Annotated in this window: 39 protein-coding genes; 10 read left to right on the top strand and 29 right to left on the bottom strand. The window is 49.3% G+C overall.

Translation table 11 applies throughout. The features are described 5' to 3' along the window. The 28 genes from ACJJI7_RS10825 to ACJJI7_RS10690 form a co-directional block, all read right to left on the bottom strand. Complete coding sequence (locus ACJJI7_RS10825) at nt 1-267, bottom strand: hypothetical protein (RefSeq protein WP_444902170.1); 267 nt, start codon at nt 265-267, stop codon at nt 1-3. Beyond that, nucleotides 267-692 (bottom strand): phage minor tail protein domain-containing protein, encoded by a 426-nt coding sequence (locus tag ACJJI7_RS10820; protein ID WP_444902171.1) that lies wholly within the window; start codon nt 690-692, stop codon nt 267-269. Before ACJJI7_RS10820 ends, ACJJI7_RS10825 begins: the two co-directional genes overlap by 1 nt. Next, nucleotides 689-1,108 carry a phage tail tube protein gene (locus ACJJI7_RS10815; RefSeq protein ID WP_444902172.1) on the bottom strand — a complete coding sequence of 140 codons (420 nt, stop codon included), beginning with the start codon at nt 1,106-1,108 and terminating at the stop codon, nt 689-691. Before ACJJI7_RS10815 ends, ACJJI7_RS10820 begins: the two co-directional genes overlap by 4 nt. A gap of 26 nt (nt 1,109-1,134) precedes the next feature. Then, complete coding sequence (gpU, locus tag ACJJI7_RS10810; protein WP_444902173.1) at nt 1,135-1,542, bottom strand: phage tail terminator protein; 408 nt, start codon at nt 1,540-1,542, stop codon at nt 1,135-1,137. 176 nt (nt 1,543-1,718) lie between these two features. After that, on the bottom strand, nt 1,719-2,123 hold the full coding sequence (locus ACJJI7_RS10805) for a hypothetical protein (protein WP_444902174.1): 405 nt from the start codon (nt 2,121-2,123) through the stop codon (nt 1,719-1,721). Between the two features lie 100 nt (nt 2,124-2,223). Further along, nucleotides 2,224-2,625: a VOC family protein gene (locus ACJJI7_RS10800; RefSeq protein ID WP_444902175.1), complete on the bottom strand. Its 402-nt coding sequence runs from the start codon at nt 2,623-2,625 to the stop codon at nt 2,224-2,226. A 99-nt stretch (nt 2,626-2,724) separates the two neighbouring features. Further along, on the bottom strand, nt 2,725-3,288 hold the full coding sequence (locus ACJJI7_RS10795) for a hypothetical protein (RefSeq protein WP_444902176.1): 564 nt from the start codon (nt 3,286-3,288) through the stop codon (nt 2,725-2,727). Nucleotides 3,289-3,374: 86 nt separating this feature from the next. Beyond that, on the bottom strand, nt 3,375-3,773 hold the full coding sequence (locus tag ACJJI7_RS10790; protein ID WP_444902177.1) for a hypothetical protein: 399 nt from the start codon (nt 3,771-3,773) through the stop codon (nt 3,375-3,377). Nucleotides 3,774-3,868: 95 nt separating this feature from the next. Next, entirely contained in the window at nt 3,869-4,639 is a 771-nt protein-coding gene (locus ACJJI7_RS10785; RefSeq protein WP_444902178.1) for a hypothetical protein, read from the bottom strand. Beyond that, the gene (locus ACJJI7_RS10780) at nt 4,624-5,172 is read right to left on the bottom strand and encodes a hypothetical protein (RefSeq protein ID WP_444902179.1); all 549 of its coding nucleotides are present in this window, start codon (nt 5,170-5,172) and stop codon (nt 4,624-4,626) included. The genes ACJJI7_RS10785 and ACJJI7_RS10780 overlap by 16 nt, the downstream gene beginning before the upstream one ends. A gap of 266 nt (nt 5,173-5,438) precedes the next feature. Continuing rightward, a complete protein-coding gene (locus tag ACJJI7_RS10775) occupies nt 5,439-5,903 on the bottom strand; it encodes a hypothetical protein (RefSeq protein WP_444902180.1) in 465 nt (154 codons plus the stop codon). A 123-nt stretch (nt 5,904-6,026) separates the two neighbouring features. Then, nucleotides 6,027-6,476: a hypothetical protein gene (locus ACJJI7_RS10770; protein ID WP_444902181.1), complete on the bottom strand. Its 450-nt coding sequence runs from the start codon at nt 6,474-6,476 to the stop codon at nt 6,027-6,029. A gap of 362 nt (nt 6,477-6,838) precedes the next feature. Then, on the bottom strand, nt 6,839-7,135 hold the full coding sequence (locus ACJJI7_RS10765; protein ID WP_444902182.1) for a head-tail joining protein: 297 nt from the start codon (nt 7,133-7,135) through the stop codon (nt 6,839-6,841). Nucleotides 7,136-7,146: 11 nt separating this feature from the next. Then, complete coding sequence (locus ACJJI7_RS10760) at nt 7,147-7,518, bottom strand: capsid cement protein (RefSeq protein ID WP_444902183.1); 372 nt, start codon at nt 7,516-7,518, stop codon at nt 7,147-7,149. A gap of 98 nt (nt 7,519-7,616) precedes the next feature. Continuing rightward, nucleotides 7,617-9,671 (bottom strand): ClpP-like prohead protease/major capsid protein fusion protein, encoded by a 2,055-nt coding sequence (locus ACJJI7_RS10755; RefSeq protein ID WP_444902184.1) that lies wholly within the window; start codon nt 9,669-9,671, stop codon nt 7,617-7,619. Between the two features lie 9 nt (nt 9,672-9,680). Beyond that, entirely contained in the window at nt 9,681-11,183 is a 1,503-nt protein-coding gene (locus tag ACJJI7_RS10750; protein ID WP_444902185.1) for a phage portal protein, read from the bottom strand. Further along, a complete protein-coding gene (locus tag ACJJI7_RS10745; protein ID WP_444902186.1) occupies nt 11,183-11,398 on the bottom strand; it encodes a DUF6148 family protein in 216 nt (71 codons plus the stop codon). The genes ACJJI7_RS10750 and ACJJI7_RS10745 overlap by 1 nt, the downstream gene beginning before the upstream one ends. Then, nucleotides 11,399-13,429: a terminase gpA endonuclease subunit gene (locus tag ACJJI7_RS10740; protein ID WP_444902187.1), complete on the bottom strand. Its 2,031-nt coding sequence runs from the start codon at nt 13,427-13,429 to the stop codon at nt 11,399-11,401. Beyond that, nucleotides 13,374-13,895 (bottom strand): hypothetical protein, encoded by a 522-nt coding sequence (locus ACJJI7_RS10735; protein WP_444902188.1) that lies wholly within the window; start codon nt 13,893-13,895, stop codon nt 13,374-13,376. Before ACJJI7_RS10735 ends, ACJJI7_RS10740 begins: the two co-directional genes overlap by 56 nt. A 98-nt stretch (nt 13,896-13,993) precedes the next feature. Beyond that, nucleotides 13,994-14,731: a hypothetical protein gene (locus ACJJI7_RS10730; RefSeq protein ID WP_444902189.1), complete on the bottom strand. Its 738-nt coding sequence runs from the start codon at nt 14,729-14,731 to the stop codon at nt 13,994-13,996. Then, a complete protein-coding gene (locus ACJJI7_RS10725) occupies nt 14,728-14,934 on the bottom strand; it encodes a holin (protein WP_444902190.1) in 207 nt (68 codons plus the stop codon). The genes ACJJI7_RS10730 and ACJJI7_RS10725 overlap by 4 nt, the downstream gene beginning before the upstream one ends. After that, the gene (locus ACJJI7_RS10720) at nt 14,931-15,299 is read right to left on the bottom strand and encodes a 3TM-type holin (protein WP_444902191.1); all 369 of its coding nucleotides are present in this window, start codon (nt 15,297-15,299) and stop codon (nt 14,931-14,933) included. Before ACJJI7_RS10720 ends, ACJJI7_RS10725 begins: the two co-directional genes overlap by 4 nt. Then, on the bottom strand, nt 15,299-15,676 hold the full coding sequence (locus tag ACJJI7_RS10715; RefSeq protein WP_444902192.1) for a D-Ala-D-Ala carboxypeptidase family metallohydrolase: 378 nt from the start codon (nt 15,674-15,676) through the stop codon (nt 15,299-15,301). The genes ACJJI7_RS10720 and ACJJI7_RS10715 overlap by 1 nt, the downstream gene beginning before the upstream one ends. A 218-nt stretch (nt 15,677-15,894) precedes the next feature. Continuing rightward, on the bottom strand, nt 15,895-16,281 hold the full coding sequence (locus tag ACJJI7_RS10710; protein ID WP_444902193.1) for a hypothetical protein: 387 nt from the start codon (nt 16,279-16,281) through the stop codon (nt 15,895-15,897). Nucleotides 16,282-16,330: 49 nt separating this feature from the next. Continuing rightward, nucleotides 16,331-16,576, bottom strand: a complete 246-nt coding sequence (locus ACJJI7_RS10705) for a hypothetical protein (protein ID WP_444902194.1) — start codon at nt 16,574-16,576, stop codon at nt 16,331-16,333. A gap of 26 nt (nt 16,577-16,602) precedes the next feature. Then, nucleotides 16,603-17,385 (bottom strand): hypothetical protein, encoded by a 783-nt coding sequence (locus tag ACJJI7_RS10700; RefSeq protein ID WP_444902195.1) that lies wholly within the window; start codon nt 17,383-17,385, stop codon nt 16,603-16,605. A gap of 291 nt (nt 17,386-17,676) precedes the next feature. Further along, nucleotides 17,677-18,186 carry a hypothetical protein gene (locus ACJJI7_RS10695; RefSeq protein WP_444902196.1) on the bottom strand — a complete coding sequence of 170 codons (510 nt, stop codon included), beginning with the start codon at nt 18,184-18,186 and terminating at the stop codon, nt 17,677-17,679. 137 nt (nt 18,187-18,323) lie between these two features. Next, nucleotides 18,324-18,575: a transcriptional regulator gene (locus tag ACJJI7_RS10690; protein ID WP_444902197.1), complete on the bottom strand. Its 252-nt coding sequence runs from the start codon at nt 18,573-18,575 to the stop codon at nt 18,324-18,326. A gap of 84 nt (nt 18,576-18,659) precedes the next feature. Here ACJJI7_RS10690 and ACJJI7_RS10685 point away from each other — a divergent pair, with 84 nt between their 5' ends. The 10 genes from ACJJI7_RS10685 to ACJJI7_RS10640 all read left to right on the top strand — a co-directional run bounded on the left by ACJJI7_RS10685 (nt 18,660) and on the right by ACJJI7_RS10640 (nt 22,213). Next, complete coding sequence (locus tag ACJJI7_RS10685) at nt 18,660-19,319, top strand: helix-turn-helix domain-containing protein (RefSeq protein ID WP_444902198.1); 660 nt, start codon at nt 18,660-18,662, stop codon at nt 19,317-19,319. Between the two features lie 392 nt (nt 19,320-19,711). Beyond that, the gene (locus ACJJI7_RS10680; protein ID WP_444902199.1) at nt 19,712-20,050 is read left to right on the top strand and encodes a response regulator transcription factor; all 339 of its coding nucleotides are present in this window, start codon (nt 19,712-19,714) and stop codon (nt 20,048-20,050) included. Continuing rightward, complete coding sequence (locus ACJJI7_RS10675) at nt 20,047-20,229, top strand: hypothetical protein (RefSeq protein ID WP_444902200.1); 183 nt, start codon at nt 20,047-20,049, stop codon at nt 20,227-20,229. The genes ACJJI7_RS10680 and ACJJI7_RS10675 overlap by 4 nt, the downstream gene beginning before the upstream one ends. Beyond that, complete coding sequence (locus ACJJI7_RS10670) at nt 20,226-20,582, top strand: hypothetical protein (RefSeq protein ID WP_444902201.1); 357 nt, start codon at nt 20,226-20,228, stop codon at nt 20,580-20,582. The genes ACJJI7_RS10675 and ACJJI7_RS10670 overlap by 4 nt, the downstream gene beginning before the upstream one ends. After that, nucleotides 20,579-20,887, top strand: coding sequence for a DUF6378 domain-containing protein (locus tag ACJJI7_RS10665; RefSeq protein WP_444902202.1), 309 nt, complete (start codon nt 20,579-20,581; stop codon nt 20,885-20,887). The genes ACJJI7_RS10670 and ACJJI7_RS10665 overlap by 4 nt, the downstream gene beginning before the upstream one ends. Continuing rightward, on the top strand, nt 20,887-21,045 hold the full coding sequence (locus ACJJI7_RS10660) for a hypothetical protein (protein ID WP_444902203.1): 159 nt from the start codon (nt 20,887-20,889) through the stop codon (nt 21,043-21,045). Before ACJJI7_RS10665 ends, ACJJI7_RS10660 begins: the two co-directional genes overlap by 1 nt. Beyond that, nucleotides 21,042-21,329, top strand: a complete 288-nt coding sequence (locus tag ACJJI7_RS10655) for a phage antirepressor KilAC domain-containing protein (RefSeq protein ID WP_444902204.1) — start codon at nt 21,042-21,044, stop codon at nt 21,327-21,329. Before ACJJI7_RS10660 ends, ACJJI7_RS10655 begins: the two co-directional genes overlap by 4 nt. A gap of 31 nt (nt 21,330-21,360) precedes the next feature. Continuing rightward, nucleotides 21,361-21,504: a hypothetical protein gene (locus tag ACJJI7_RS10650; protein WP_444902205.1), complete on the top strand. Its 144-nt coding sequence runs from the start codon at nt 21,361-21,363 to the stop codon at nt 21,502-21,504. Nucleotides 21,505-21,587: 83 nt separating this feature from the next. Next, on the top strand, nt 21,588-21,863 hold the full coding sequence (locus ACJJI7_RS10645; protein ID WP_444902206.1) for a hypothetical protein: 276 nt from the start codon (nt 21,588-21,590) through the stop codon (nt 21,861-21,863). Nucleotides 21,864-21,958: 95 nt separating this feature from the next. Next, nucleotides 21,959-22,213, top strand: coding sequence for a pyocin activator PrtN family protein (locus ACJJI7_RS10640; protein ID WP_475114842.1), 255 nt, complete (start codon nt 21,959-21,961; stop codon nt 22,211-22,213). Here ACJJI7_RS10640 and ACJJI7_RS10635 read toward each other — a convergent pair. Continuing rightward, on the bottom strand, nt 22,131-23,276 hold the full coding sequence (locus ACJJI7_RS10635; RefSeq protein WP_444902207.1) for a site-specific integrase: 1,146 nt from the start codon (nt 23,274-23,276) through the stop codon (nt 22,131-22,133). The two genes, ACJJI7_RS10640 and ACJJI7_RS10635, sit on opposite strands and share 83 nt — an antisense overlap. Nucleotides 23,277-23,337: the final 61 nt, after the last annotated feature.

Raw genomic sequence — 23,337 nt, 5'->3', positions numbered from 1 at the left:
TCAGCTCATGGAGTTCCAGATTGCGATTTGTTGCTGCACGGTTTTTGGCTTGTGCTGCTGAGGTAGGAAGTTAGAGACTTTGCCCCCCAGTGTGCCGGCGGCAATGTGGGCTAGCTGCCATTGCTGGACTTCGGTATTTAATGGTCGCTCGGCGTGATATTCATACCAGTGGTCCAACTCGGTAGAACTCATGGAGCGCAACATATTGAAATAATCGGGACGGTTAAAATCCCGCGCGAGCTGCCGGGCGAAATAGAAACCCGGCACTAGCCTTTTTTTTCGCTGTCCTCACCTTCCAGTTCACCGCCCTCTCCATCAGCAGATATATCGACAAAAAGACCGGATAACTTGGCTGCAGGAATATAGAGCACGTCGATTAACTTTGGGGTAACACTGCGGATCAGCCGCTGATGAATATCTTCCAGTGAATCCTGGCAGTCCGGCTTCATCCAGATGGCATAGGCAACCAGCAACAGCTTCTTGCTCACTTCTCCCATACGAAAAGCCCAAAGCTGGCCAAAGGTCTCCAGCTGAGTTTCCGGCAACTCTTCATCCTGGGGCAGTGAAATATCTTCCGTGGTTTTTTGCAGATACTCACAGCGGTGGTAGGCACTCAGCTCAAATAACTCCACTTCCTGCTGGCCAAATAAAACAGTTTCGGATTCTAAAATAGGCGTAGGAACAGAATTCATGACTGCCCACCTGCCGTTACCGAAGGCTTGCCGGAAATCTTAAATTTTACGGTGCGGGTGATCTTGTCATCCTTGGGCACTGCCTTACCCCAGCCGGTAATGTGGCCGATGAATTCCACGGTGGTACCTTCTGGGTACTCAATTTTGTAATGTTTATTGGTATCTGAGTCGTAATCTGCACGCAGAGCCTGCTGGCCGCTGTCACTCTCTTTCCAGATCAAGGTAATGGAAACCTCGCCTGCATCGCGCAAACCGGAAGGGTCGTAGTCCATATAGCCGCTGGTGCCATCAATCGGCGTCATTTCGACAGAACCGCGTGACTCCTCGCCGGGGTCGATATCCAACATGCCAGCCACTGGCGTATAGGAGCTGCCATCGTCGCTGCGGGAAAATTTTGTTTTATAACCTTGTGCCATCGTTATGCCCTCTGTGGGTTGCTCAATTAAAGTTCTGTGGGTTCAGTGGAATACTGGGCCGTATAGGTCAATCGAACCTCGCCCAGTGGGTGATCCTGGTCCAAGGCAAACTGGGTTTGGCTGAGTAGGAATAAGTCACAGCTGCCACCCAGAGAGGCATCCTGCAATGTGCTCTCAATATCGGCTGCTGCCTGATCCAGTGCGGCATATATATCGCCATCGCTCTTTACTACCGCAGCAATAGTCAGATCCAGCTGCCGACTGGTGCCGCCATGCATTTCGTGGTCGGTGTTTTCGGTAGCAAAGCCCACCACAATGGCTGGTAGCTTTTCTGAATCTATTTCTTCTGTGGTGCCAGGGGGTGGGAATGAATAGCCGCTTAGGTTCTCTATTTCTTTTTGTACGGCATCGCGAATGGCTATGCGTCGAGTCATAGTCTATTCCTGATAAATTTTGGGCATAAAAAAACCCGCGATTGCGGGCTTGGGTGTTTACAGTGCAGCAATATCTTTCGTACTAACCATCTTCTCTTTGCTGATTACCTAAATCTCAAAGAACCATGCAAATCAAAAAAAGGGACAGCTTTACTCATAGTCACTTGTATGGAGAATTATTTGCATGTCCCCGTAAGCATAGAATTTGGAAGGACAAGAATAAATGGCTTGAGGAAATTTTCATTGTATTCCTTGATTGTCAGATATGCTGAATTGTGCCCACCCTCAACACCGGTTATCTGGTGTGATATCCAGAGGAGTTTGAAAGATTGTTCTTTTCCACCTGGGTCAATTATCTGTTTTATTTTGTAGCTTGAATTACCTACACCACCTCCCAAAACGACTCCTGTTTTTCTATCTACGTTAAAAAATTTCCCTGAGTAAATTTTGTATTCGGTTACTAGTTGGCCGTCACTATTTAATTGAAATTCGTTTTTGATATTACATTCATAAGCAAAAGGCCCAGAAAATGAAAGCACTGGGCAGACACATATCAAAATTCCTAGCAGTGCTCGTTTCATCGCTGATTCTCCATTCGCCTAACGCTCGCAATAACCGGCCGCAGCGAAGCGAAGGTCCGGCGGAAGCCACACAGTGGCTGGAGCGCAGTTAATTGCCTTGTTATGTGCTTTGCTCTGCATGGCAAACGATAACTAATTTATTCCCCGAGGGATCGCGAACATAAGCAGCGTAGAAATTTGGATGAGCTTCTTCTCTGATTCCTGGGGCGCCTTCGTCAGCACCTCCAAATTTTAGAGCCGCTTCGTGAAATTTACTGACTTGTTCTCTTGTCGCTGCAAGTAGAGCGACATTAATACCGTTTCCAGGACTTGCTGACTCTCCATTAAAAGGGGTTCCTATCCAAAGACAGTTAACACCCGTGGATATATCACATTTATTCCCATAGCCAGCAAATGCCTCACCGGTAGATTCTCTAGAATAGCCCAATATTGGCATTACCTGGTCATAAAACTCTATGGATTCAGAGAGGTCGTTTGTACCTAGCATTACATGACTAAACATTTCTCTCTCCGGTAACTGAGCGCATAACGCCCGCATTTGCGGCGAACGAAGCGCAGCGTAGTGAGTCCGGCCGCGACAGCGGCGTACAACATGCGCTTGTTAGCTTTTTTTGCACTTAACTGTTTTTTCAATGGCCTCTGACCACGCAGATTGACTATCAAAGTTCTCAACAAGGCCGTTGTTGGTCTGATTGCCAGTGAAAGCACCCATACCATGCTGAATCATATATGTAGGATGGTATGTTGGTAGACCTCGCGTAGTTAAGGTCTTGCATACTTGCTCATTACTTTCCAAGATTGCATTAATTTCAGATTGGAGAAGGGAAATCTGTTGCTCGGAAAGACCTCCTAATGTGTTCATGCGAAGAACTATGAGGCCTTGATGCGATGTTTTATCGCTAACCCTTTTGGTGTCATAGATTCCATAGGTCATTGCGGCGTAATACATTCTTGCTGCGCTTGCGTAATTTTCAGAGTCCAAGCATTGCTTCATGCCCACAAATATATCAGCAGGGTTTTGGTTTGATTGAAGCTGTTCAATTGCCACGCATGCTGCTGGTTTGGGTGCTTCGAGATTTCCCTTGCTTTCAAAGTTTGTAACACCAGAGTTACTTGCGCATGAAGCAATAGCTATGGATGTCAGAATTATTAAGAATTTATTCATATGCTCGATTTTCCTTGGAAAGCTAACGCACGCATTTGCGGCTGTTTTGGAGCGCAGCGGAAAAACAGTCCGACAACATGCGCTTGTTATAGCTTGACGCCACTGACCTTTACCATTTTGACATCCACTCCTCCAGAATCAAAGACAAACTCCTGTTCGCTTAGACTAACTATTCGATTACAAAGCACATCTCCTGGAGCGAAATCGTCAGTACTCAGGTAAGTGATGTAAATGCAACTGGAGTCCCCTTCAATTCGCCAGTAGCCATCAGCAAAGAAGTACTTCTTAAAGTCCGGAAGAAAGTACCCAAAAGAGTGGTATCTGCCATCAGGTAGATAAGTTGCATAAACCTTAATCTCGCTATCCTGAACATACTCGGCCCAAGTACCCTGAACTAGCAATTCAGCGTTAGTTTCAGCTATATGAGGTGCATTTACACATGCAGACAGTATTAGCGTAAAGGCTAAGAGATAAAGTAGTTTCATTCTGATTCTTCCAGAGCTATAACGTCTCAATAACCGGCGCTGCTTTTCTGCGTCCGGCGCCGAAGGCGCGTAGTTGATTGACTTGTTAGGGCTGCTTACGCACCAAATTCGACTGAGCATGAAAACTCATTATGCTTTATATAATTCAATTTTTTTATTTCTTCTTCGGGGATGTTCGTATTTCTAAGATCAAAATTTAATTCACTGGTCACAATAGCAATAGTATTTCCTTCGTATGACTGGGAAATTAAAAAATATTTGTCGAAATTAGGAGGATATGAAGTGATGTGCTGCTTATAAATTGAGTAAGAGTATGATTTTTTATTTTCGCAATTTAAATCGGACTCAACCAACTTTTCGACTTTGCTCCCCCAGCGCTCCTCAGTTGAGGAGATGACACGGGAAAGGTTGTCGTTTTTCACAAGTGAAAACGTTTCATAATTTAACTCTTCCTCATTAAGGAACTTAACAATCTCTACGGAGTAAAAGTGACTATCATACGGCGTTTTAAAGCTAACAAATCTGGAGTTTTGATCTGCATGCTGCTCTGAATGTTCTTTAACTACAGTATAAGTCCATTCGCCTCTTTCTTCGCTTGCTGGTGCTATTACTGTTAATTCGCCATCTGGAGAGGTGTACTTTCTGCCATCCAGCTTGCCATCTAAAATTTTAGGCGCTGGTAACAACCCTCCAATAGTTCCTCCTGCACAAGCGGTAAGTACAGTTGACAATAAGACAATACTCGATTTTTTCATCATAACTTTCCTTGTAGCCCTAACGCCGCCAGCACAGGCCGGAGCACGCAGTGCGGAGGTCCAGCCCACGAAGTGGGCGATTGTGCCTGGCCTTGTTAACTGTTTGGCCATAATAATTTCTCTACTTGATCATATTTCTCAGCCACTTTAAGAAATGGCTCAGCCCAGCCACTACTTAAGCTAACTTCTTGTAATGGCCCAGTTGGTGCAAATAGGACCCCAACTTCGACTCTCTCTGGCAAAGCATACGATTTTGCCATATTAAGTAGTTTTTGGATTTCTTTAGTTGCCTCTTCAGAGTCATCCCATGAAGACCAACAAAAGTCATTATCTGGAATCTGTACCAGCTCTATCGCAGATTCCAGTACATGAGCTAAAGCCTGATAAGGCTCTGCCTCATTTATTGTGCCGTGTATTAATTCTTTTGTGCGATCTAATTTCATAGAGACAGTTAACGCCGCTAGCAAGGGCAGCCGAAGCAACGCGTAGGCTGTCCAGCCCAGCCCCGAAGGGGTCGGGCGAGCTTGCCTAGCCTGGTTATGGTTGGCGCGCTCGGGACCGACTACTAACGCTTTACCAACCACGGCTTGGTCCGTCGCTGCCCAATATTTACGAGGAAAGAATGCCGTACTTTCCTCAACCAATTCCTATCTTACTGGCACTCTGCGAAATTTCAGCGGACTACCCCCTTTTACAGTACCTAAGCGAACATTCTAGGAGCGAAACTGCCTGAATAACAATCAGTACAACTTCTCAATACCGAGTACTATGTAGTGGCACTAAAGCTTCAGTTACTACGAAAAATCAATAAATCCGACCGCCACAATAACGACTATAATAGGGGAGCTTGGAGCGCAGCGCAGGCCATCCCACGAAGGGTTAGAAGCCCGTAGCAACCTGCTTGTATTCGTTATGCATGCCGCACCCCACGAAGCTCAAATATACCGAACCAAAAGAGACCTACACTAATAGAAAAAGACAAAATTAAATTCAAAATTAGTTTCTCTTTTTCCTCAACACCAGAAATCAGTTGCCTGTTATCGTAGTAAGCTCCAACTATGTACTGGTCTTTATCGATCTTTGACGTGTAGTATTCCAGTTCTAGCTCATCCCCAACTTGAAGGTTGTCAAACATGTCTTTAGAGGAGTTTGAATACTTGAACTCTAGGTCTTCAATAATGATGATGTGTAGATAATCACCTTTTCCAACATATCTAGTTTTAATTCTTTCAAGCAAGCCAACCTGGGTAAAAACTCTTTCCCTCTGAGGGAAGTCGCTATAAAGGAAGTATCCCGAGGCAAGTGCAAACACCGAAAGTGCAAGTGCAGTATATCCAACCAATTTTGACTTACTATCTAATCGCTCAATCTTCATATACATAACGCCAAGCTCACCGGCACATATTGCGGAGAGCGTTTTTGTGGCATAATGGCGCAACGCGACATACACAAAAACGAGCGTAGTAATATGTGTCCGCGTGCAGCTTTTTGTTATATTTTACGTGACCCATGCCACGTCTTTTCTGGTTATTAACTTTAGCTCGAAGATTTCAGAAACAACTTCTCCACCGTCGATAGTGTAAAACACTTCCAAATTTAGCAGTTGAGCACCACTATATTTCTCTGATTTCCTGAACTCCTCGTCGATAACCACCAGAAAACCTACGAAATACTTAGACTTAGGAATAGGCTTATTTATTGTGATCGCGCGATTAACATCTATATTCGAGAATTCGCCTGTATCTATATTCGTAATTGTTGCACTAATGACATTCACATTCGTCTCTTTATTAGCGGCGAGTATTAAAGAGCCCCGCTTAAAAGAGTATGATGGGGCAAACATTCTAAAGTTTGGAATTATCTTAAATTCCTCACCGCCCATACCGTCAATTTTTGTGTGTGAGCTGTAAACGATACTATGTCGAATGGAGTTCGTCGGCTCATGCACATACTCTTGAACATCAACAATACTGCATGCACTTACAAATAGTATTACGACTAAGCTTAAATACCTGATCTCAATCTCCCGAAATATAACATTTATATAGTGGTCATCATGACTACTATCCCCTTGACCACTATTTCTGATGCAAATTTACGCCAACACGCCGTCTTCTTCTACTAAATCAATAGATTGCGATCACTTAGCACTATCGACCCAACTAGAAAAACGGTCATCGTGACCACTATCCCCAATTTTCACAGATCTCTCAACCCATTGATTTTACTGGTTTTATCCGTCAAATTGAGCAACCCCAAAAAATAACAGTCACAGTGATCATAAATCCCCTGCTGATCTGTCGGTTTAGGCTAAGCATCCACCAACACCCGCCAAACAACCCCATCATCCGCCAACCGCTTTCGCACCGCATACTCCACACCACCGAGCTTTATCACCGCCTCTGAGTTGTAAGCGCCAACCTCACTCACCAGCAGACTCAATTCAACACGCGGCACCCGAACACGGTCCTCATCATCGAACTCGTCAACCTCCTGATCTTTTATCACACGGCAATCAATAGGCTCACCGCCGCTACCATCATCATAGGTAGCGGCTTTGCCCCATTTGCGAAACGCGCGCTCTGCGGCTCTTAGGTCCAGGTCCATGGTTCACTCACCTAGACCTTTACAGTGCCCGGTACGCCGGTGAACTTCACCGCTAGACTGGTTACACCATTACCGGCAGCCTCTGCAGCAAAGGCTGTAGATCCTGTGATATCGCCGCTTGCGGCTGTAGCAGCGGCATCATCAAAGGCTTTTGCGGAAACATCCCAGGTAAGGGTTTCCCCCTGGCCAATCACAGCCCCGGATACCTTGGGTACGGTGAATACGCCATCAATGGCGATCACGCCGGACTCACCCACGGCGATATCGTCCATCGCGACACCCAGGACGGCACCGACCGTTACTACCTGGCCGGAAGTAATCTCTGCGCTGGTGTTGTTGGTGAAATCGAGCATGCGCCCGTCTTGTACAAAATTCGTAGCCATATTCTTTCTCTCAGTGGATAAAGCAGTAGTAATAAAAAAGGCCGCGCGATGCGGCCCTTTTCGGATTAATTAGGGTTTAGCTCGGTTTGAGCTGGGTATTAGGTTTTGGGCGTTTTCACCATGCCTTTTGCATCCCAGGCTTTCGCAGCTGCATCGAGACGCACTTTGAATTCCACCCCGTCAATATTCCAGCCGTTTTGCTGTTCCAGCACTGGGGCTTGCTGGCCGTCTAGGTAAAGCACTTCGATAGTGTCGTGCGCTACCGGATCGGCATTGAGGTACCAACCATTGTGTCCGCTGAGGCGACCATCGGAGATCACACTGGCAATATTGCGCACACTGTTGGGTACAGTGTTGGATTTCTCGGAAGCACCCACTTCAAACTCTGACTCCAGGGCAACCTTTGCGACACCCTCGTCGGCGATATCACACAGCAGGAATTTGGGGCGGATATTCAGGAAGGCGGTGCCATCCTTCTGTTTGCCCATCAATACCCGTGCGGCGTCGATGCTGGCAGTGTTGATACCAGACTTGGTGGCGAGGTTGCCATGGTCGGCATGGAACAATGCCTTGCCATCGGCCATTTGTGGGTTGTTGAGCAGGATGCTAAACACCAAGTCTCCAACGGTGCGTACGGCGGCGAGGCCCATCTTTTGTGGAATTCGGGTGAAGGCGCCCAGGTCGTCATTGATAATCGCTTGACGGTTAATAGAAAACATTTCCCCATAAGTGGCAAGTGCGGCTGTTTCGGCGCGCTCTCCGATACTTACGTATTTAAATTCTGCTCCGGGGGCCACTTGACGCAGAGAGGGGAAGGTACCGAGGTCGGTGCGGGTCGCTATCTTAAAGTCGCTCAGGTTGCCGGTGGCGGTAAACTGCGGAAAGACTTCTGCTGCTTCCGAATAACCTTTCAGCATGGATTTATTGGCAATATTACCGAGGACAGTCGCAAAGTCACCGGAGCTGTGGGTAAAGGCAGCAGCGACTATCGCCATCTTATCCATACCACCCAGGTTCTGGCCGTGGGCGTGCATTAACATGCGGGCAATTTCCAGCATGGTATAGCCACTGAGTTCATTGCCCTCTGTGCGTTTTTCACCGAGGGCACGTACAGCAATGGCATTTTCGGCATCGGCTTTCATGCGCTTAATGCCCTCACCTTCCTGTACCACCACACTGTAGCTTTGCACGGGGGTTGGGGTTTGGCTGCCGAGGGCTGTGAGCAGTTTGTCTTTGGCTTTTTCGGCGGTGCAGTCCATATTATTGAGACATTCCTGCATCACAACACTGTGCGCTTCGAAGCCTTTAAATACAGCCGTGATATCGTCTTTGCGTTTTCTCTCATCGGCGGCAAATTGTGCTTTTGCATCGGCGGCAATCTGCGCTTTCATTTCTGGGGTAACCTCGGGCGCAGCGGTTGCAGCTGGCGTGGTGGAGGTAGTTGTGGTCATAGCTTGCGCTTCCTTGGTTTGGGTTTGGGTTTGGGTTGGATTGCCTGCAACCGCAGACGGGAATCTAAATTCAGCGGGTCCCTGCGTGACCAATGCGTTAATGGCTTGGGGGGTGTTTTTGAATTGGTTTAAGTGATCGGCACTGAAGCTGGCAGCCATCTCGATAGCTGCGGTGGTATCAGTGGCGAAGCCAGCTTCCACGGCTTCAGCGCCGGTATACCAAGTCTCGTCATCCATCACTTGGCTGATGTCCTCATCCGACATTCCGGTGCGGGAGGAATACAGGCTTTTCATGGTGGTTTTGACTTTGGCCAGCAGGCTCTTGGTTTTTTCCAGAGCGCGCTCGTCACCGCGAACACCGGCACTGGGGTTGTGCACCATGTAATAAGCGTTCTCGGCGATATGGACCCTGTCCCCGGCGAGGGCGATCACACTGCCCATACTGGCTGCGATGCCTTCAATCCAGGTTTCCACTTCGGCTTTGTGGTCTTTGAGCAGGTTGTAAATGGCGGTGCCGTCGAACACATCACCGCCGGGGCAGTTGATATGCAGATTGATCTTGCTGACATCACCGAGCGCTTTAAGGTCTCGGGCAAAATCTTTTGCAGTCATATCCCAGTAGCCGATGGTGTCGTATAGATAGATATCGGCTTCACTGTTGTTTGCGGCAGCGGTAATGCTGTACCAGGATTTATTCGGCATGGCTGCCTCCTATTCAGGTTCAGATTGAGATTCAGGCTCAGCTTGTTGTGGGGGAACAGCGGTGCGTTTGGTTGGGGTGGTAATGTCGTTTTGTTTGAGCTTTCGCTGCCAGGCAGCGGTTTGCTTAATCACATCGTCCGGCCTTTTGCCACGGCGGCGGATGGTCTGCTGTGGGCTGGCCAGTACATTTTCCAGCAGGGTTTCATCGGCGCTGGCTTCATGGGCCGGGTTAATCCAGGGCATCACCGGGGTAATAAAATCAACATGCATCAGGGTTGCCGGGTCCACATCAGCGGGCACTTGAAAGGCGTCTGCCAGTAAAGCCATTTGCACCCAGCGCCGGGTAACCGGTTCTACAATCTCTTCACAGAATTCCAGGCTGAGGGTTTCGTAGTTGGCCCACTGCTCTACCAGTTCCTGACGCTGTGCGCTGTAGGTGCCGTTGTAGTTTTTACTGATACTGCTAAAGCTGGCCATGGTGCCGGCGGCAGCCATGCGGTGCATGGTTTCTAAAAAAGGAGTCAGCAGACCGCTTGGGCGATTACTCTGGATGGTGCCGACGGTTTCCCCTGGGCGAAGGTCGTCATAGATGGCGCCGGCACGGATATCCAGGGTGCGGTTTCCGTCATCATCCAAGTCGTCGTCATACTGATAGCGATCAGGGCTGCCCTTTTGGATAAAACCAACCATCGCAGAGGCGATCTTGGCGGCGACCCGTTCGTTTTCTTCATAGTCTTTAATATCGTTGAGGCGATTCATTACCGCGGCAAAGATGGAAACCCCACGGCTTTGGTGCAGACGGCGTACAAACTTCAGGTGTTCGATATTTTCTGCACTGTGGAATCTGCGTTTCATGCGCCAGTTCAACGAGGCACCGGGGTGCTCGTCATACAGCCAGAATCCTCCGGGCTCGCCCCAGGCAGACTTTTGGATGCCTTGAACAATGCGCTTGCTGGGGTCGCTGTAATTGACCGGTAGAAAATCCGGTTCCAGGCATTCGATGGTGTAAGGCACAGCAGTGCGATGCTTTAAGCCGGGTACTGTGCCCTGCAGGTGCCTCAGTAGGGTTTCCCCATCCCGCAGCCAGGTATTGCACAGCAGTCTCTGAGATTTGGCCCAGCTGAACTGCCGAGTGCATTCCGGACGCCGTGCCCATTCCTTGTGGGCATCATTCATTTGGCTGGCGAGACCATCATGGATATCGCCATCCCAGGTTTTGGGCTGAAACTCCACATCGATGCCACGCGGGCCAACAATGTTGGTGACCAGGGTTGTGAGAATACCAGCGGCGAAATCATGGTTTTGTTCCAGGTGCCGAGCTTGGCCGCGTAGAGTTTCCACACCCGCTTCTACCACCAGATCCCCGCTGCGGTTATCACCGGGGTTTTTTCTCAGTCGGCTTGGCTTTGCAGCCTCATAGGCTGCAACGATTTTTAAGGCCCTGCGAGCTTGCACACGGCGCAAGGCAGCCTCGGGCGCAAAGAACCCGATTACAGTATCTAATTTATTCATTAGTAAAAGTTCGCGTAGGCGGGTCCGCGGCGTTTGCCAGCAGCCTTGTGTTGTTCTTGCAATGCGCGGCGCTCCCACTCCTGCCGACCGGCACGGATCTCCTGCAGGTTCTCGGCAGTAAATTGCCGACCATTGATCACCGTGGTTTTTCCGGCGAGCACGTCTATTTCGGCCTCAGTGTAGAGGTCGACCATTTCCTGTGCGGTTTTAGACATTTAGCTATCCAATAGGGAGCCGGCAGGCTGTGATGGCCGCCGCGGTTTTTTCCGCTCAGGCTTGAGCTGTTCGGGAGTTGAGCTAGGCCCAGGTTCACTAAATAAAGTGCGCTGGCCTAAACGCGCTTCAATGGTTGACCATTTTTTTTCGTTCCATTTATGCATCCCCATAACATGGGCTGCGTGTAGAGCGTAAACCTCAGTATCCAACCCCTCGTTACTTTTACCTGCTCTTTTTTGCCACGCTTTCTTACCTACGTGTTTTTTGCTTGGAGCCTTAACCTCAGCAGTAACTTGCTCCCAATAATCTTGCCGCACATTTTTACAGCTGTGCATGTAGGCACTAGTGCCGAGTAGACGTTTAGCAATCAGGTCTTTAGCCTTGTGTGTACCGACGAAATACAGTTTTACCTCAAAGAAATCCGCTTTGGTTCGTCTTTTGGAGTCGGCATATTCGACCTGTCTAGGAGGGGTATAAATCTCCTTTCTCCCAAAATCGTTACTATCGCCTTTGATAGGATTCACTTGAACACGGCGATATTTTTTATCGCGAGTTCTTGCCCAGTGGTACACTGCATTGCTAGTCCCGCCATCCCCGGAATCAATGCTTACTGCTGCTGCACGAATTTCACCAAAACGCTCGTGCTTAAAACTTTGAAAAACCAACTTATCCAGCGCTGACCAGCAATCATCTTGTTTATCGGCGGTATCACCATCAATTTCGCCCCAGTACATCTGCCAGCTTTCTTCATTGCGACCGAAAGCGCGAATACTGATCGCTAGGCGATCGTGCTGAACATCGATTCCGACTGTTACCAGTAGACCACCCGCTGGGCAAAATAACTCTGGATAGTCTTCCGCAGCTTCTTCCAGCTTTTCATGGTCTAGCAGTTGGCTGGCTGCATACTGATAGGGTCGGCCCAGTTTGTTATTCTGGAATACGATACGTGCGGATTCATCGCCGCTTTTTGCTTCGTGTTCGGCTTCTAAGAAATCCCTTACGACCTCAGCCAAGCCCGTGCCAGGGATACAAACATAAAGCTCTGATAGCTCCATAAAGGTTTCTATCGGCTCAATTTCATCTTCTGCAAAGTCCTCGCCGCATTGGGTTTTGACCCAGCCGGCAAAGTCATCGCCGCTCTCCCGCGCGGTTTTGCAGGTCTGCAGGATATTGGCCTGGCGACGGTAGTCATCCCAGACACTGCCACAGTGCGGGCAGCTATACGCCGCGCTTTCTGGCTGGTGCAGGCCGAATACCGGGTGCGGAGTACCGCCCTCTTTCTCCAGCCAGCTGACGTTTTCCCAATCCAATACATGGGACTCGCCACAGTCGTGGCAGGTCACCGGTAGAACGCGCATGGTGCCGAGCTTGGTGTAATGCTCTACTTGGGAGAGATCCGCTACCGCAGGCGTTCCACCAATAATCAATTTCTTGTTGCGCATGCGCTTGAGGCGTTCGCGCAGATGGCGAATGGAATCGCCCTGATCGCCGACATCTTTATTGGTATCGTCTGGCTCCTCCACATAGCCCCGGCGGGCTGAAGTAGATTTCACATTAGAAATTGAGTTGGAGCCAATGGTGCGAACCTCACCACCGGGGAATTTCTTGCGTGTTGAGCGGCTGCCACCTTTACGGCTGGTGGTGACATCGATCACCTTATTTACTGCTGGCGACCCTTCGATAATCGGCACCAGCTTTTCATCCATAAACTGCCGGCCTTTTTCATCCTTGGGGAACAGCATCAGGATCCGAGCGGGCTCAGTAACCGCACATTTACAGATATCGGTAGCCAGCAGAACCGTCCAGCCGATCTGCGCGGCCTTCTGCATCACTACCATCCACGACACCGGACTATCCAGCGCGTACATCACGCCCCAAAAATAGGGCACATAATCGTTGCGGTAATAGCCGGCGTTGTCGCTATCCTCAGACGGCAGTTTGATATTGTCTGGCAGCCACTCAATCAGCGGGATTTTAGGCTGCGGTATCCAGGCCTGACGCACCTCCTCCACCAGCCTCTTCAGATTCAATCTGGTAACTGCCAATAGCTTTGAGGGCAGCGTCAATGTTTGGCTGTAAGGGTTCGCGGTCGACGGTAATTGCATACTGGCTCTCGATAGCAATAACGATGCTCTCCACCGCTCCTAATAATTCATTCTTTCCAATGGTGGACCACTCCACCATCACCTTGCGTACAGACTCAATATCCAGAATTAATTGATCGTCCTTATACATCTCGCGCATTTTCATCTGAGCATTCACCTCAGACTCAATAGCTTGGGCCATATCGCGACGGCTGCGAGCATCACTAACCTGGCGGCCAGCGGCTTCTGTCCGTAATCGCTCGCAGTATTCTTGAAGCCAAACCCTATAATTGGCACCTTCAGTAAAGACCCCCGCTTTGTAGTGCTTGGCAATCGCCGGCTGTGATGCGCCTACTAAGCGAGCAAAACCAGACTGAGTGGCCTGATCATCAAAAGAGATATCGCCAGCCAAGGTATAACCCCCCTAGGAAATTTCAGATATCTGTTAAAAAAGCGGGGTCCGAATTACCCGTGTGCCGGATTTCTCAGGAGGACCCGTTGAGGTGTCGTTCAGCGCCGTTTGGCGGTTGCCAGTGCGCGCTCCATTGCCTTTTCCAGCTCGATGGGGATGTGCTTTCGGGCTATGCCTTCAGCAATTTGAAAGAATGGAAAACGCTTACGGTATTCTGGTTTCTTTTTAACGAAGATCAGGATGGGCCTAACTGATCGGCGTCGCTTGTACCCTACCCTTTGCCATACTCCTAAAGTGCCCTCAATCTTTCCGACAAAGTAACCCTTGGTTGCTCCTCGCTTGGATTTACTACGCTGGCTATCGGTAGCGTTTTGCATGGGGTCAGAGCTAGCACTAACCTGGGATAGGATCTTGCTGTAAGTGCCCGCGCTGATATTGCCGTGCTTATTCAGCTTCGCCCCCTCACCGGGAACAACATACATCCCAGCGGGTAGCAGGCCAGCAATGCGCAGCGCCCGCTCAAATCGTTTGTCATTACGGCTAGTGCCAAATACAGAAGGGGCAAGGTATTTACTGGGTGCTGTGCCCTTAGTGGCATGATCACGGATATAAACTTTGGCACGACCAGAGCGCTTGGTCGCCTTATCTATCAGAACTGAATTCAGAGTTAACTTGACTGGGTTCATAAAAACCCGGCCCATTGCAGAACGCTCTTCCCCTCGAATCCTAAAGGCCACATTGTTCAAAGCTACAGAGCCAGCATAAGGCAGCTGACGCTGTAACTCGGTAGAGGCACTATCAAACGCTGAAGTATCAATGCTGACATTAACCGTCATGAGTCTTCACCCTGCTGCTGCTCTTGCAGCTTCAAGCGCTTATGGTTGTAATACCAATTCACCATCAGACCAACCGCAGCTATCACCACACCCGCAAGTCCAAGCCAGTTGTTTGCAAGCCAACCCGCGAAAGTTCCCGCACCAATGGCAGTCATATAGCCAGCCTTATCCGCTATTTCTCTCAGAGCATCCTGAAGTGTCATGACTGCTTCCAAGCCCTCACCGCTTTTTCAGCGCTGCGCCCCACGACATAACCACCGAGGCCGATTTTTACGATTTCCAGAAGGGCGAGCGTCTGGTCCTCGCTTAGGTTTGGTGCTGTCCACCCCAGCCAATGAAAGACGATCAGGCCCACGAACGTGAGCATTGTTACTGGCCGCCAGTTTCTTTGTAGCCATGACTCTCCCTTAGCTTCAGCAGTGATTACCTGGGTAGCCGCTTTCAGCTCCTCCAGGTCCATTGAGATTAACTTTGAATCTACCTGCGCCTTTAGGCGGTTGGCCTCTGTCTTATCCGGGAATGCCTTGTCTATGACCTTGCCGAGCAAGTTGGATATAGCTGAAATCATTAGTAGCTCCACACTGTAGGGCGCGCACGCTCGCCAGGAATAGAATCAAGGTCATCCAAGTGGATAAACCGACTTTTGATCGGCCCTTTCTGTTTCACCCCTATACCGGTGAAACCCTCCTCTAAGGCAATTTTCATAAGCTTGTACGCCCCGCTCACAGCCACAGAAACATCAACAGCCTGCCCGGTGGTATGAGTCATGGTCGCATTTAATCTGGCGTTATGAGCTGGGCAACGGTAGCCGGAATTAATAATCATCGCCTTGCCATATCGCTCCCTAACTAGAATTAACCGCCTGAGCGTTTCATCTTCGAAATGATTTTTTCCACAACAACGACAGGCTAATTCCGACTCTGTGAAATAGTCGTTCTGGAACATAAAGCCTCAATATTTAAGCAAAAAAAAGGCGCCCATAAGAGCGCCGCCAAGAGCAGAGGATGGAGCAATGAAAAATAGGGATTCAGAAACGAAAAAACCGGCACAAGGCCGGTTTAGAAGGGTATTCTGTTCGCCGCATCAATAACCTGAGCAGCTTTGCAGATATTAGAGTGTACACGTGTACACTGTCAACAGCTTGGTACTGTATTAAAAGCCAGTCATGCAGCATCTCGCGCCAAATAAAATGCCTCTACCGTTCCCTCAATAACTCGGCACATATTAATTACCCAGCTTTTGCTTTGGCCAACCTTCTTACACACATGAGGCATCTCCCATCGATAGTAATACCTCAACCAGAAAACCATTCCCTCCAACTCTGCCTTCCCTTTGTCCTGCCGACGAGTAATCGTGTTCAGATAAGCGAGCACCACAGCATCCGTTCTAGCCGCTCTTTCCCAATCGATTCCCGTTGTAATTTCCGTGCATCCGCTCATCATCTCCCGACCAAATGCCGCCATACGCGGCCAAGATACAGAATCTCCCGCCCTCTCAGGATACGCTCTGGCCCACTCCCACAAGAGATCACGAATACCAACTTCCGACATTAGTAAAACCCTCTTGAAAAACACTGGAAAATCACACCAACCGAACCCATCAAGCAGCCACCTGAAAACTATCAAAATGCTCCTGAAAAACCTTTCTCGCCACATGCAGGTTATCTCGGTGGAAAGTACCCAGATAATCTTCATGCACCTGCCGGATTTTATTTTGAGTTACCACCGTATTGGCAAACACTAGATCCACTTGGCGTGGGTTGTCCGTGCGGAATGCTGCTAACGGCCTGCTGGCTGCAGTTGTTAAAATTCGCTCTTTCGCCTCGGTGAGGGTCACAACGGTCATAGCTATCGCTCCTTGATATTTCGTGTTTACCAGTTGGTATCTGTCAGAATCTCACCGATTGGCCGGTCTCGGGTTCTCTGATGGGGCACCGCCCGCTGCTGTGGAATAAACTTCTCCCGCCTCACCCAATTACGCCACACCGCCAACCAATCACGCCGTACCCCCTGCTTGCCCGACTGAGATTTCCAGTAATCACCAAAGCTAGCCGCAATGTCGTAGATCTGGTGCATCACCTCTGGCCGCGTCTTTGCCGCCTCATCGTAAAATTCTTGGGTTAACTGCCAATCATCGGGAAGGCGAGTACCACGCTTCGATGGCGGGGCAGATTCCTGACGGACAGCAAGGGCACCACACTGACCGCTCTCTCTCTGGTTACTTTCTAGATTATTTACTTTCTTAGTATCTTTACTTTCTTGTGTCGTAAAAACCCGATCCGGCAAAACCGTATCTGGCAAAACCGTATCCGGCAAAACCGTATCCGGTTTTTCAGGAAGTGGTTCAGAATCCGTTTTGGAGCGACTGGGGGTATCAGAGATTTCATAGTCTGTACCGATTATTTTTCCCCGCTCACGGTTAGTAATACGCTCGCAATAGCCGGCTTCAATTAACTCCCCCAATAGCCTGTATATCTTATCCCTGCCCTCCTGAGCTTCTTTAGCTAATGCTGAAGGGGAAACCTCCCAGTGTTCAGGCTTCGACAGCAGATGCAGCAGCAAACCGCTTGCAGCAAAAGAGATACGCCGGTCGCACACAACGGAATTAGCAACCACCAAATAATTTGAAGATGGCTTAGCGCTTCGACGAATCATGCACCCCCCCTCGAAAACAAATTAATTTGATCATATTGTTTTTACCTATCCTTGAGAAAAACACCGGACAGCCCCGGCCGCCTCACCACTACCCAGGTGACGGGTTTCTCGGTATGCTGAAAGTGCCAACAAACAACAATCGGAGAAAATCCATGGCTGGATACCTGTACAAATTGAAGTATCTTTCCGACCCTGACGACTCATGCCCTCCCACATTTCAATCAGAAATGACGGTTCACCCTGGCGACTGCATTTACGTCAGCAACAACTACTGGCATTGTGTGAGCTACCTCAGCCACTCTGAGTCAGGCGTTCAACTCGCGCTTTCGAAATCTGCTGAATCACCTGAGGCGGCTGTGCTTTTAGCAAAGCAATACAAACATCACCCAGCAAGCGAGCAGTCTCCATCTCAATAGCACCAATATCACTTGTTGGGCGCTCTGGGCACATCACCGCATGTTCACTCATAGCCCCAGCACACCTTGCCCCCTGAACGGCAATCAATAAAGCCGCCCGAATTCGGTCAAATATGGTTAGGCTGTCTAGCCAACGCTGCCGCCCCTCGGGAATCTTCAACTCCGGACTAGCATGTCGTAGCTTGGTCAACTCATGCGAAGCGGCGACTTGATTTAAATACCCCGTAATCTGCATAGCGCTATCTGCCGCCTGTTGTGCACAGCTGGCAAACTTCGCAGGATCATTGCGATCCAGATAATCAGAAAAACACTCTGTTATCAGCGCCTCACCCTGTTCAGATTTTAGAAACTCCGCAATTGCATCTTGATCGATTTGCTTATCCACCTATCCCTCTCCTGTATAAAACCCCATATACCGCAATGAATTAATCCCGATCTTCAAAAACCGCAGAATGGCAGGACAATAAAATGGGGATTTGAAAATGATCGTTATTCTGGTTTCACCGGCTAACCCTCACCCGCTCAACTTGCCTGCTGAACTTCTGGAGGCTCTCCAGGATCGCTGCCCGCAGGCATTGGCCCAAAAACATCCGGGCGCAATTCATGACGAGTCACTACGCCGCCCGCCACCATCTCTATTGGTATGCATTGGCGAGGCGGCACCGGCCTACGGCCTGTCACCCACTGTGCAACTGCTCCCTGAGAAAGCCCCAAGGCAGTCGCTAGCTTCTGCTGTGTCCCCACAGTCTTAATGGCAAGTTCAATCGGCTTCATTCAACAAAAATTAGCATTGACGCTAAACCATGTCAACGTCAATGGCGATTGCCGAAAAGTAGCAACGCTAATAAGCTCGCGCCTATGAAAAGACGCCCGTTAACCGCCCATGAACAGACCTGTATAGAAAGGCTGAGAAATATATGGGATGAGAAAAAGAAAGAGCTCGGCCTTACACAGGAGAAGGCCGCTGCACTTATTGGCTGGAGCTCCCAAGGTTCCGTGGCCCAATATCTGACCGGCCGGATACCCCTTAACACGGATGCCATTCTAAGGTTTTCCAAGCTGCTCCAAGTTGAGCCTTGGGAAATTGATCCTAACCACGCAATGACCGAGTTCGCCAATATTGGGCAAATCCGCCGTCGAAACCTACTAATACTGGCAGAAGAACATGGTGAAGGAGCCTTGGAACAAGAACTCCAAGCTATACTCCCAAGCCTTGCCAAGGCCCTCAACGGAGAGCTAGTCATTGGTAATCGGGCCGCTCGCTATATAGAAAGGGAATTACAATTAGTCCCAGGATCTTTAGATTATCCCGCCACTTCAGAGAACGACGCCGGTGAATGGTCCGAACGGAAAATCATTCAGCAAATCACGGCAGGAGAGCCGTCGACATCACCGCCCAATAAAGCGTTCATAGAGCTCGTGCGACTGATTACAGAAAAACTCCAAGAAGGCTCAATAAGCAAAGAAGATATCGAGCTCATCAAAAACACTGTTGAAGCGCTGTCCAGGAAAAAATAAAGCCCGCATTCACGGGTTATATTCTTATGAGGCCATTATTTCCGGTAACCAATTGCAGGTTTCCCTCAAGGGCTTAATTGCATTATCTAGACCTACAACCCAGCTGATCGTAGCACTCCAATCAAGTGAGATCGCCATCCCTCACCGCGCAGGCCGCTATTTCTTTCTTAAAATCCGCAAACACTGAACCCGCTAGCAACAGCAAACAGATACCTAATAACCACCTCTTTGCAGCCATATCAATGCTCCCTTCATTTTTAGTGTGAGGCGAGTCTTGAGGATACCACCCGCCCTTAACAGACCAGGCACACTCAAATTATTAGCAATGACGTTGACAAATTAAAAGCGTCATTGCTAATATTTCACCAACAGCCAATAACAAGGGCGCTCAAATGCACACCGCCACCAACTTCAGACCACTGGCCCCACGCCAGGCCGAAGCGCTGACGCACCGCGCCAAAGGGCTATCCAACCGCGAGACCGCCCAGGCCATGCGGTGCTCAGTCACTAATGTCAGCAACCTGCTGGCCGAATGCTTCTACAAACTGCACGCCCGCAACAGCACAGACGCAGTGGCTAAAGCGGTAAAACACGGATTAATTCAATTCGCCCTGATCGCCTCAGTTCTTAACGGCATTGGTTCAGATGCACAGGAACAACTGCGTACCCGCATCCAACGCCGCCTCACAGTTCGAACTATTCGCATCCGCAACCGGGAGAACTTCGCATGAGCGCCACCGTGTTTATACATCCAACTGCCATGAGTAAAAGCAATATCGACCGCCTCAAGCGTCGCATCGATATCGCCAACGCCGTCCTCAAAATTGGCACCCGCCTAGTGCAGCCAAAATCCACCTCCGCAAAGCCAGTAAATAACAACTGGCCACCGTTTGGAGGTGATGCCGCATGAATAGCATCCAATTTATGCCGGCCTCAATCACCGACACAGGAAAAAATCCTGACCACTCTGTAGTCAGCATGGAAGCCATTGTGCTGCAGGGTGAACAACTACCGGGGGATATGACCCTTGGGGATATGACCTGCCGGCGCAATTCGGATGGGGCATTGGATTTTCACGCGTGCCTAAACGTCACCTATGACATTTTCCCCAATGTCGTGGGTTCAGGCCTGGCACAGGGCTTCGGGGAAAACCGCACAGAAGCCATACAAAATGCCCTTAGTAAAAGTCGGCAAGCTGCAACTGATTACCTCGCAGCCCTCGATCACCTTGCACAGCAAATCAATGAGAGCGAGGTCGCATGAACACAAAAGAATTTACACCACCGGACTATAGCGCCCCCGCCTTTCTGGAAAAGGGCGTCCAACACATGCGCGACCGTGCCGAGCAACGCGACAGCGAAGACGGCGAGCGCTCTATGACCAAAACCGTAACCGCCTTTAATGCCCTTTACGGACACTGCGTCACCGAGGAGCAAGGCTGGATGTTTATGGCGCTCCTCAAACAATCCCGCGCAAGCGTCGGCGTATTTGTAGCTGACGACTATGAAGACGGCGCCGCCTACGTTGCCCTAGCCGGCGAAGCCGCCGCAAAGGTCAGGGCAATTTAATGAATGAGTTCAGCCGAATATTAGAGCTGTACGAAGAATTGCTGGCCAAGGTAAAGCTGCAAGAAACTGAAATTGTGAGAATGCGCAAACAAATCGCCACACTCACAAAAACCATCCAAGGCCAAGCCCCAGAACAAGACGATCAGGAGGCAGCGTGAACAGAGAAAAACTTTTCACCATCACCCAAGCCGCCCGCCTGTTGGGAATGGGTAGAAATAAATTAATGGAACTCATGCGGAATAACGGCTTGTTGCACAGCCATGAACCCATGCGTAATTCACCCACCAAGTTCGCCACAACACAAGGTTTGCTCGTTGCACAAAACGCTCAATACAAACGCGGGCCAGTGGCAGTGCCGTATATCAATACCAAAGTTACATCTAACGGCATGGTTTGGATGCGCGACCTTATCGAAAATAAAACTGTACCCCAAGCCAGTTAATCAACCACAAATAAAAGCAAAGGATTGAAAAATGTACGTATACCAACAAACCGAACCCGGACTCTGGACAGTCGGATTCTATGACCCTAGCGGCACTTGGCATACCGACTCCGATCACAACAGCCCCGAGCTTGCCGCCAATCGCGTGGCATTCCTAAACGGCCAAAAAATTTAACCGCGCCCCGGCGCATTCAGTCATCTGTAACCGTACCTGGGCTGCCAGTAAGGAGCCCTTTTTTTAAAAGCATGGAGGATCAAATGAAGAGATACGCACTTTTCTGTGGCGCCTACAACTTAATGATGGGCGGAATTAAGGACTTTAAACAGTCATTCCACACTGAAGAGGAAGCACAGGAAGCCGCAAAGCAGATAGCCAAGAATGAGATATTTACTCACTGGGCACAGATCTTTGATAAGAAAACTGACACCGCAAAAATTTATAGCGTAATTAACGGAAAGTTAAAGCGACGGAAAGATAAAGAAAAAAGCTGTCCTCCTGAGTTAAGCAACGTAACTAAACCTCAATATTGCTAACCCTCAAAAATTTCTCTATGCAGAAAGCGGGCGCACTCACACACGAAGGCCAAGGCTTTGTCCTGGTGTAGAGCTCTAAGGAAAGGATCACCACTATGAATACGGTATTTTTACTAATGGCGGAATTCGGCAGTGTGGATATCCCGCTCAAGGCTTGCTGCCAGAAGTATTTCGGTATGCTGCCTAGGAAAGCGATGGAACGCGCGCGCTTGCACCAATTGCCTGTGCCCGCCTATCGCGGCGGGTCACAAAAATCTGAATGGCTTATTAATGCGAATGATCTGGCTCAGCATATTGATCAATGTCGACAGGAGGCGCTGAATGATTGGGAGCGCTTGAACAGCGCTTAAGCACGGGCCGGTATTTCCAGCCCGCGTATTTGTCCATCTCTCCAAATTCATATAAGTGGGTATAGCGCTGCAGTGTCGACCAAGTGCGGTGGCCGGTAATCTGGGCCACTCGTTGGATTGGCAGGCCGCGCTCAAACCAATAGCTGGCAGCTTCATGGCGCAGATCATGAAAATGCAGATCAGCAATACCCAACACCTTATTAATTACCCCAAAACGGCCACCCACTGATTTTGCCAGATAGGGAAAAACACGTTCATCTTTACGCGGCTGGCGTAGAATTATTGCCAGTGCCTCATCGGGCAAGTGAGCCCAAAACGAGACTGGGCGTATAGGGTCTTTCGTATCGCGTACTAGAATCTGCCGACGCTCCTCATCTAGATCATCCCAGCGTAGCTCAGTGATCTCTTCCATACGGCGGGCGGAGAAAATAGCGAATAGCACCAATTCATCCATGGGAATTTTTAGTTTTCTGCTCGCCCGGCAATAGTCGATAAAGGTTTCCAACTCTTCCAATGCAGGCCGACGATCCCGCTTTTCAGCTCTGGCAACCATGCGCGTCTGCACCGCAACATCAAATGCTGTACTGACTTCACCTACTGCAATAGGCCACTCCCGGCTAGCGGCAATAGTCCTGAATGCCACTGACAACCACATGATGTCGTTTTTTACCGTTTGCGGTTTAGCTTCTTTTAATCGCCTGCGCAGATAATTGAGCAGCTCAGAACGGCGTAGATTTACGGCATCAAGATCTGCAAGATCTGGCCGCTTAATTAACATTTTGATAGTGGAAAGCTTGGATCGCCCGAAATTACCTACATCGATAAAATCGTCTAGATAGGTCTGCAATACCTGGCCTACGCTGATGCCTCGGTGTTGGCTTTTGTGCCATTCGGCAGGGTCGCGAAGTTCGGCTTCACGCTTGTCTGCCCAGGCCTTGGCCAAGGCTTTTTTGCCGAACGTCTCCGACTCCGTATAAACTACGTTTGAATCCCTGAAAATTCGGATTTGCGCCGTATAGCGCACCTCCCCCTTGGCATTTTTCCGTGCCCTGATCGTGGCCATTATTCCCTCACTGGTACAAGCAATTCCTTGTACCAGTAATGTACCACACGAGCGAGAAAAA

The organism is Microbulbifer variabilis (assembly GCF_056232115.1).
This window is presented reverse-complemented; position numbering and strand designations above follow the sequence as displayed.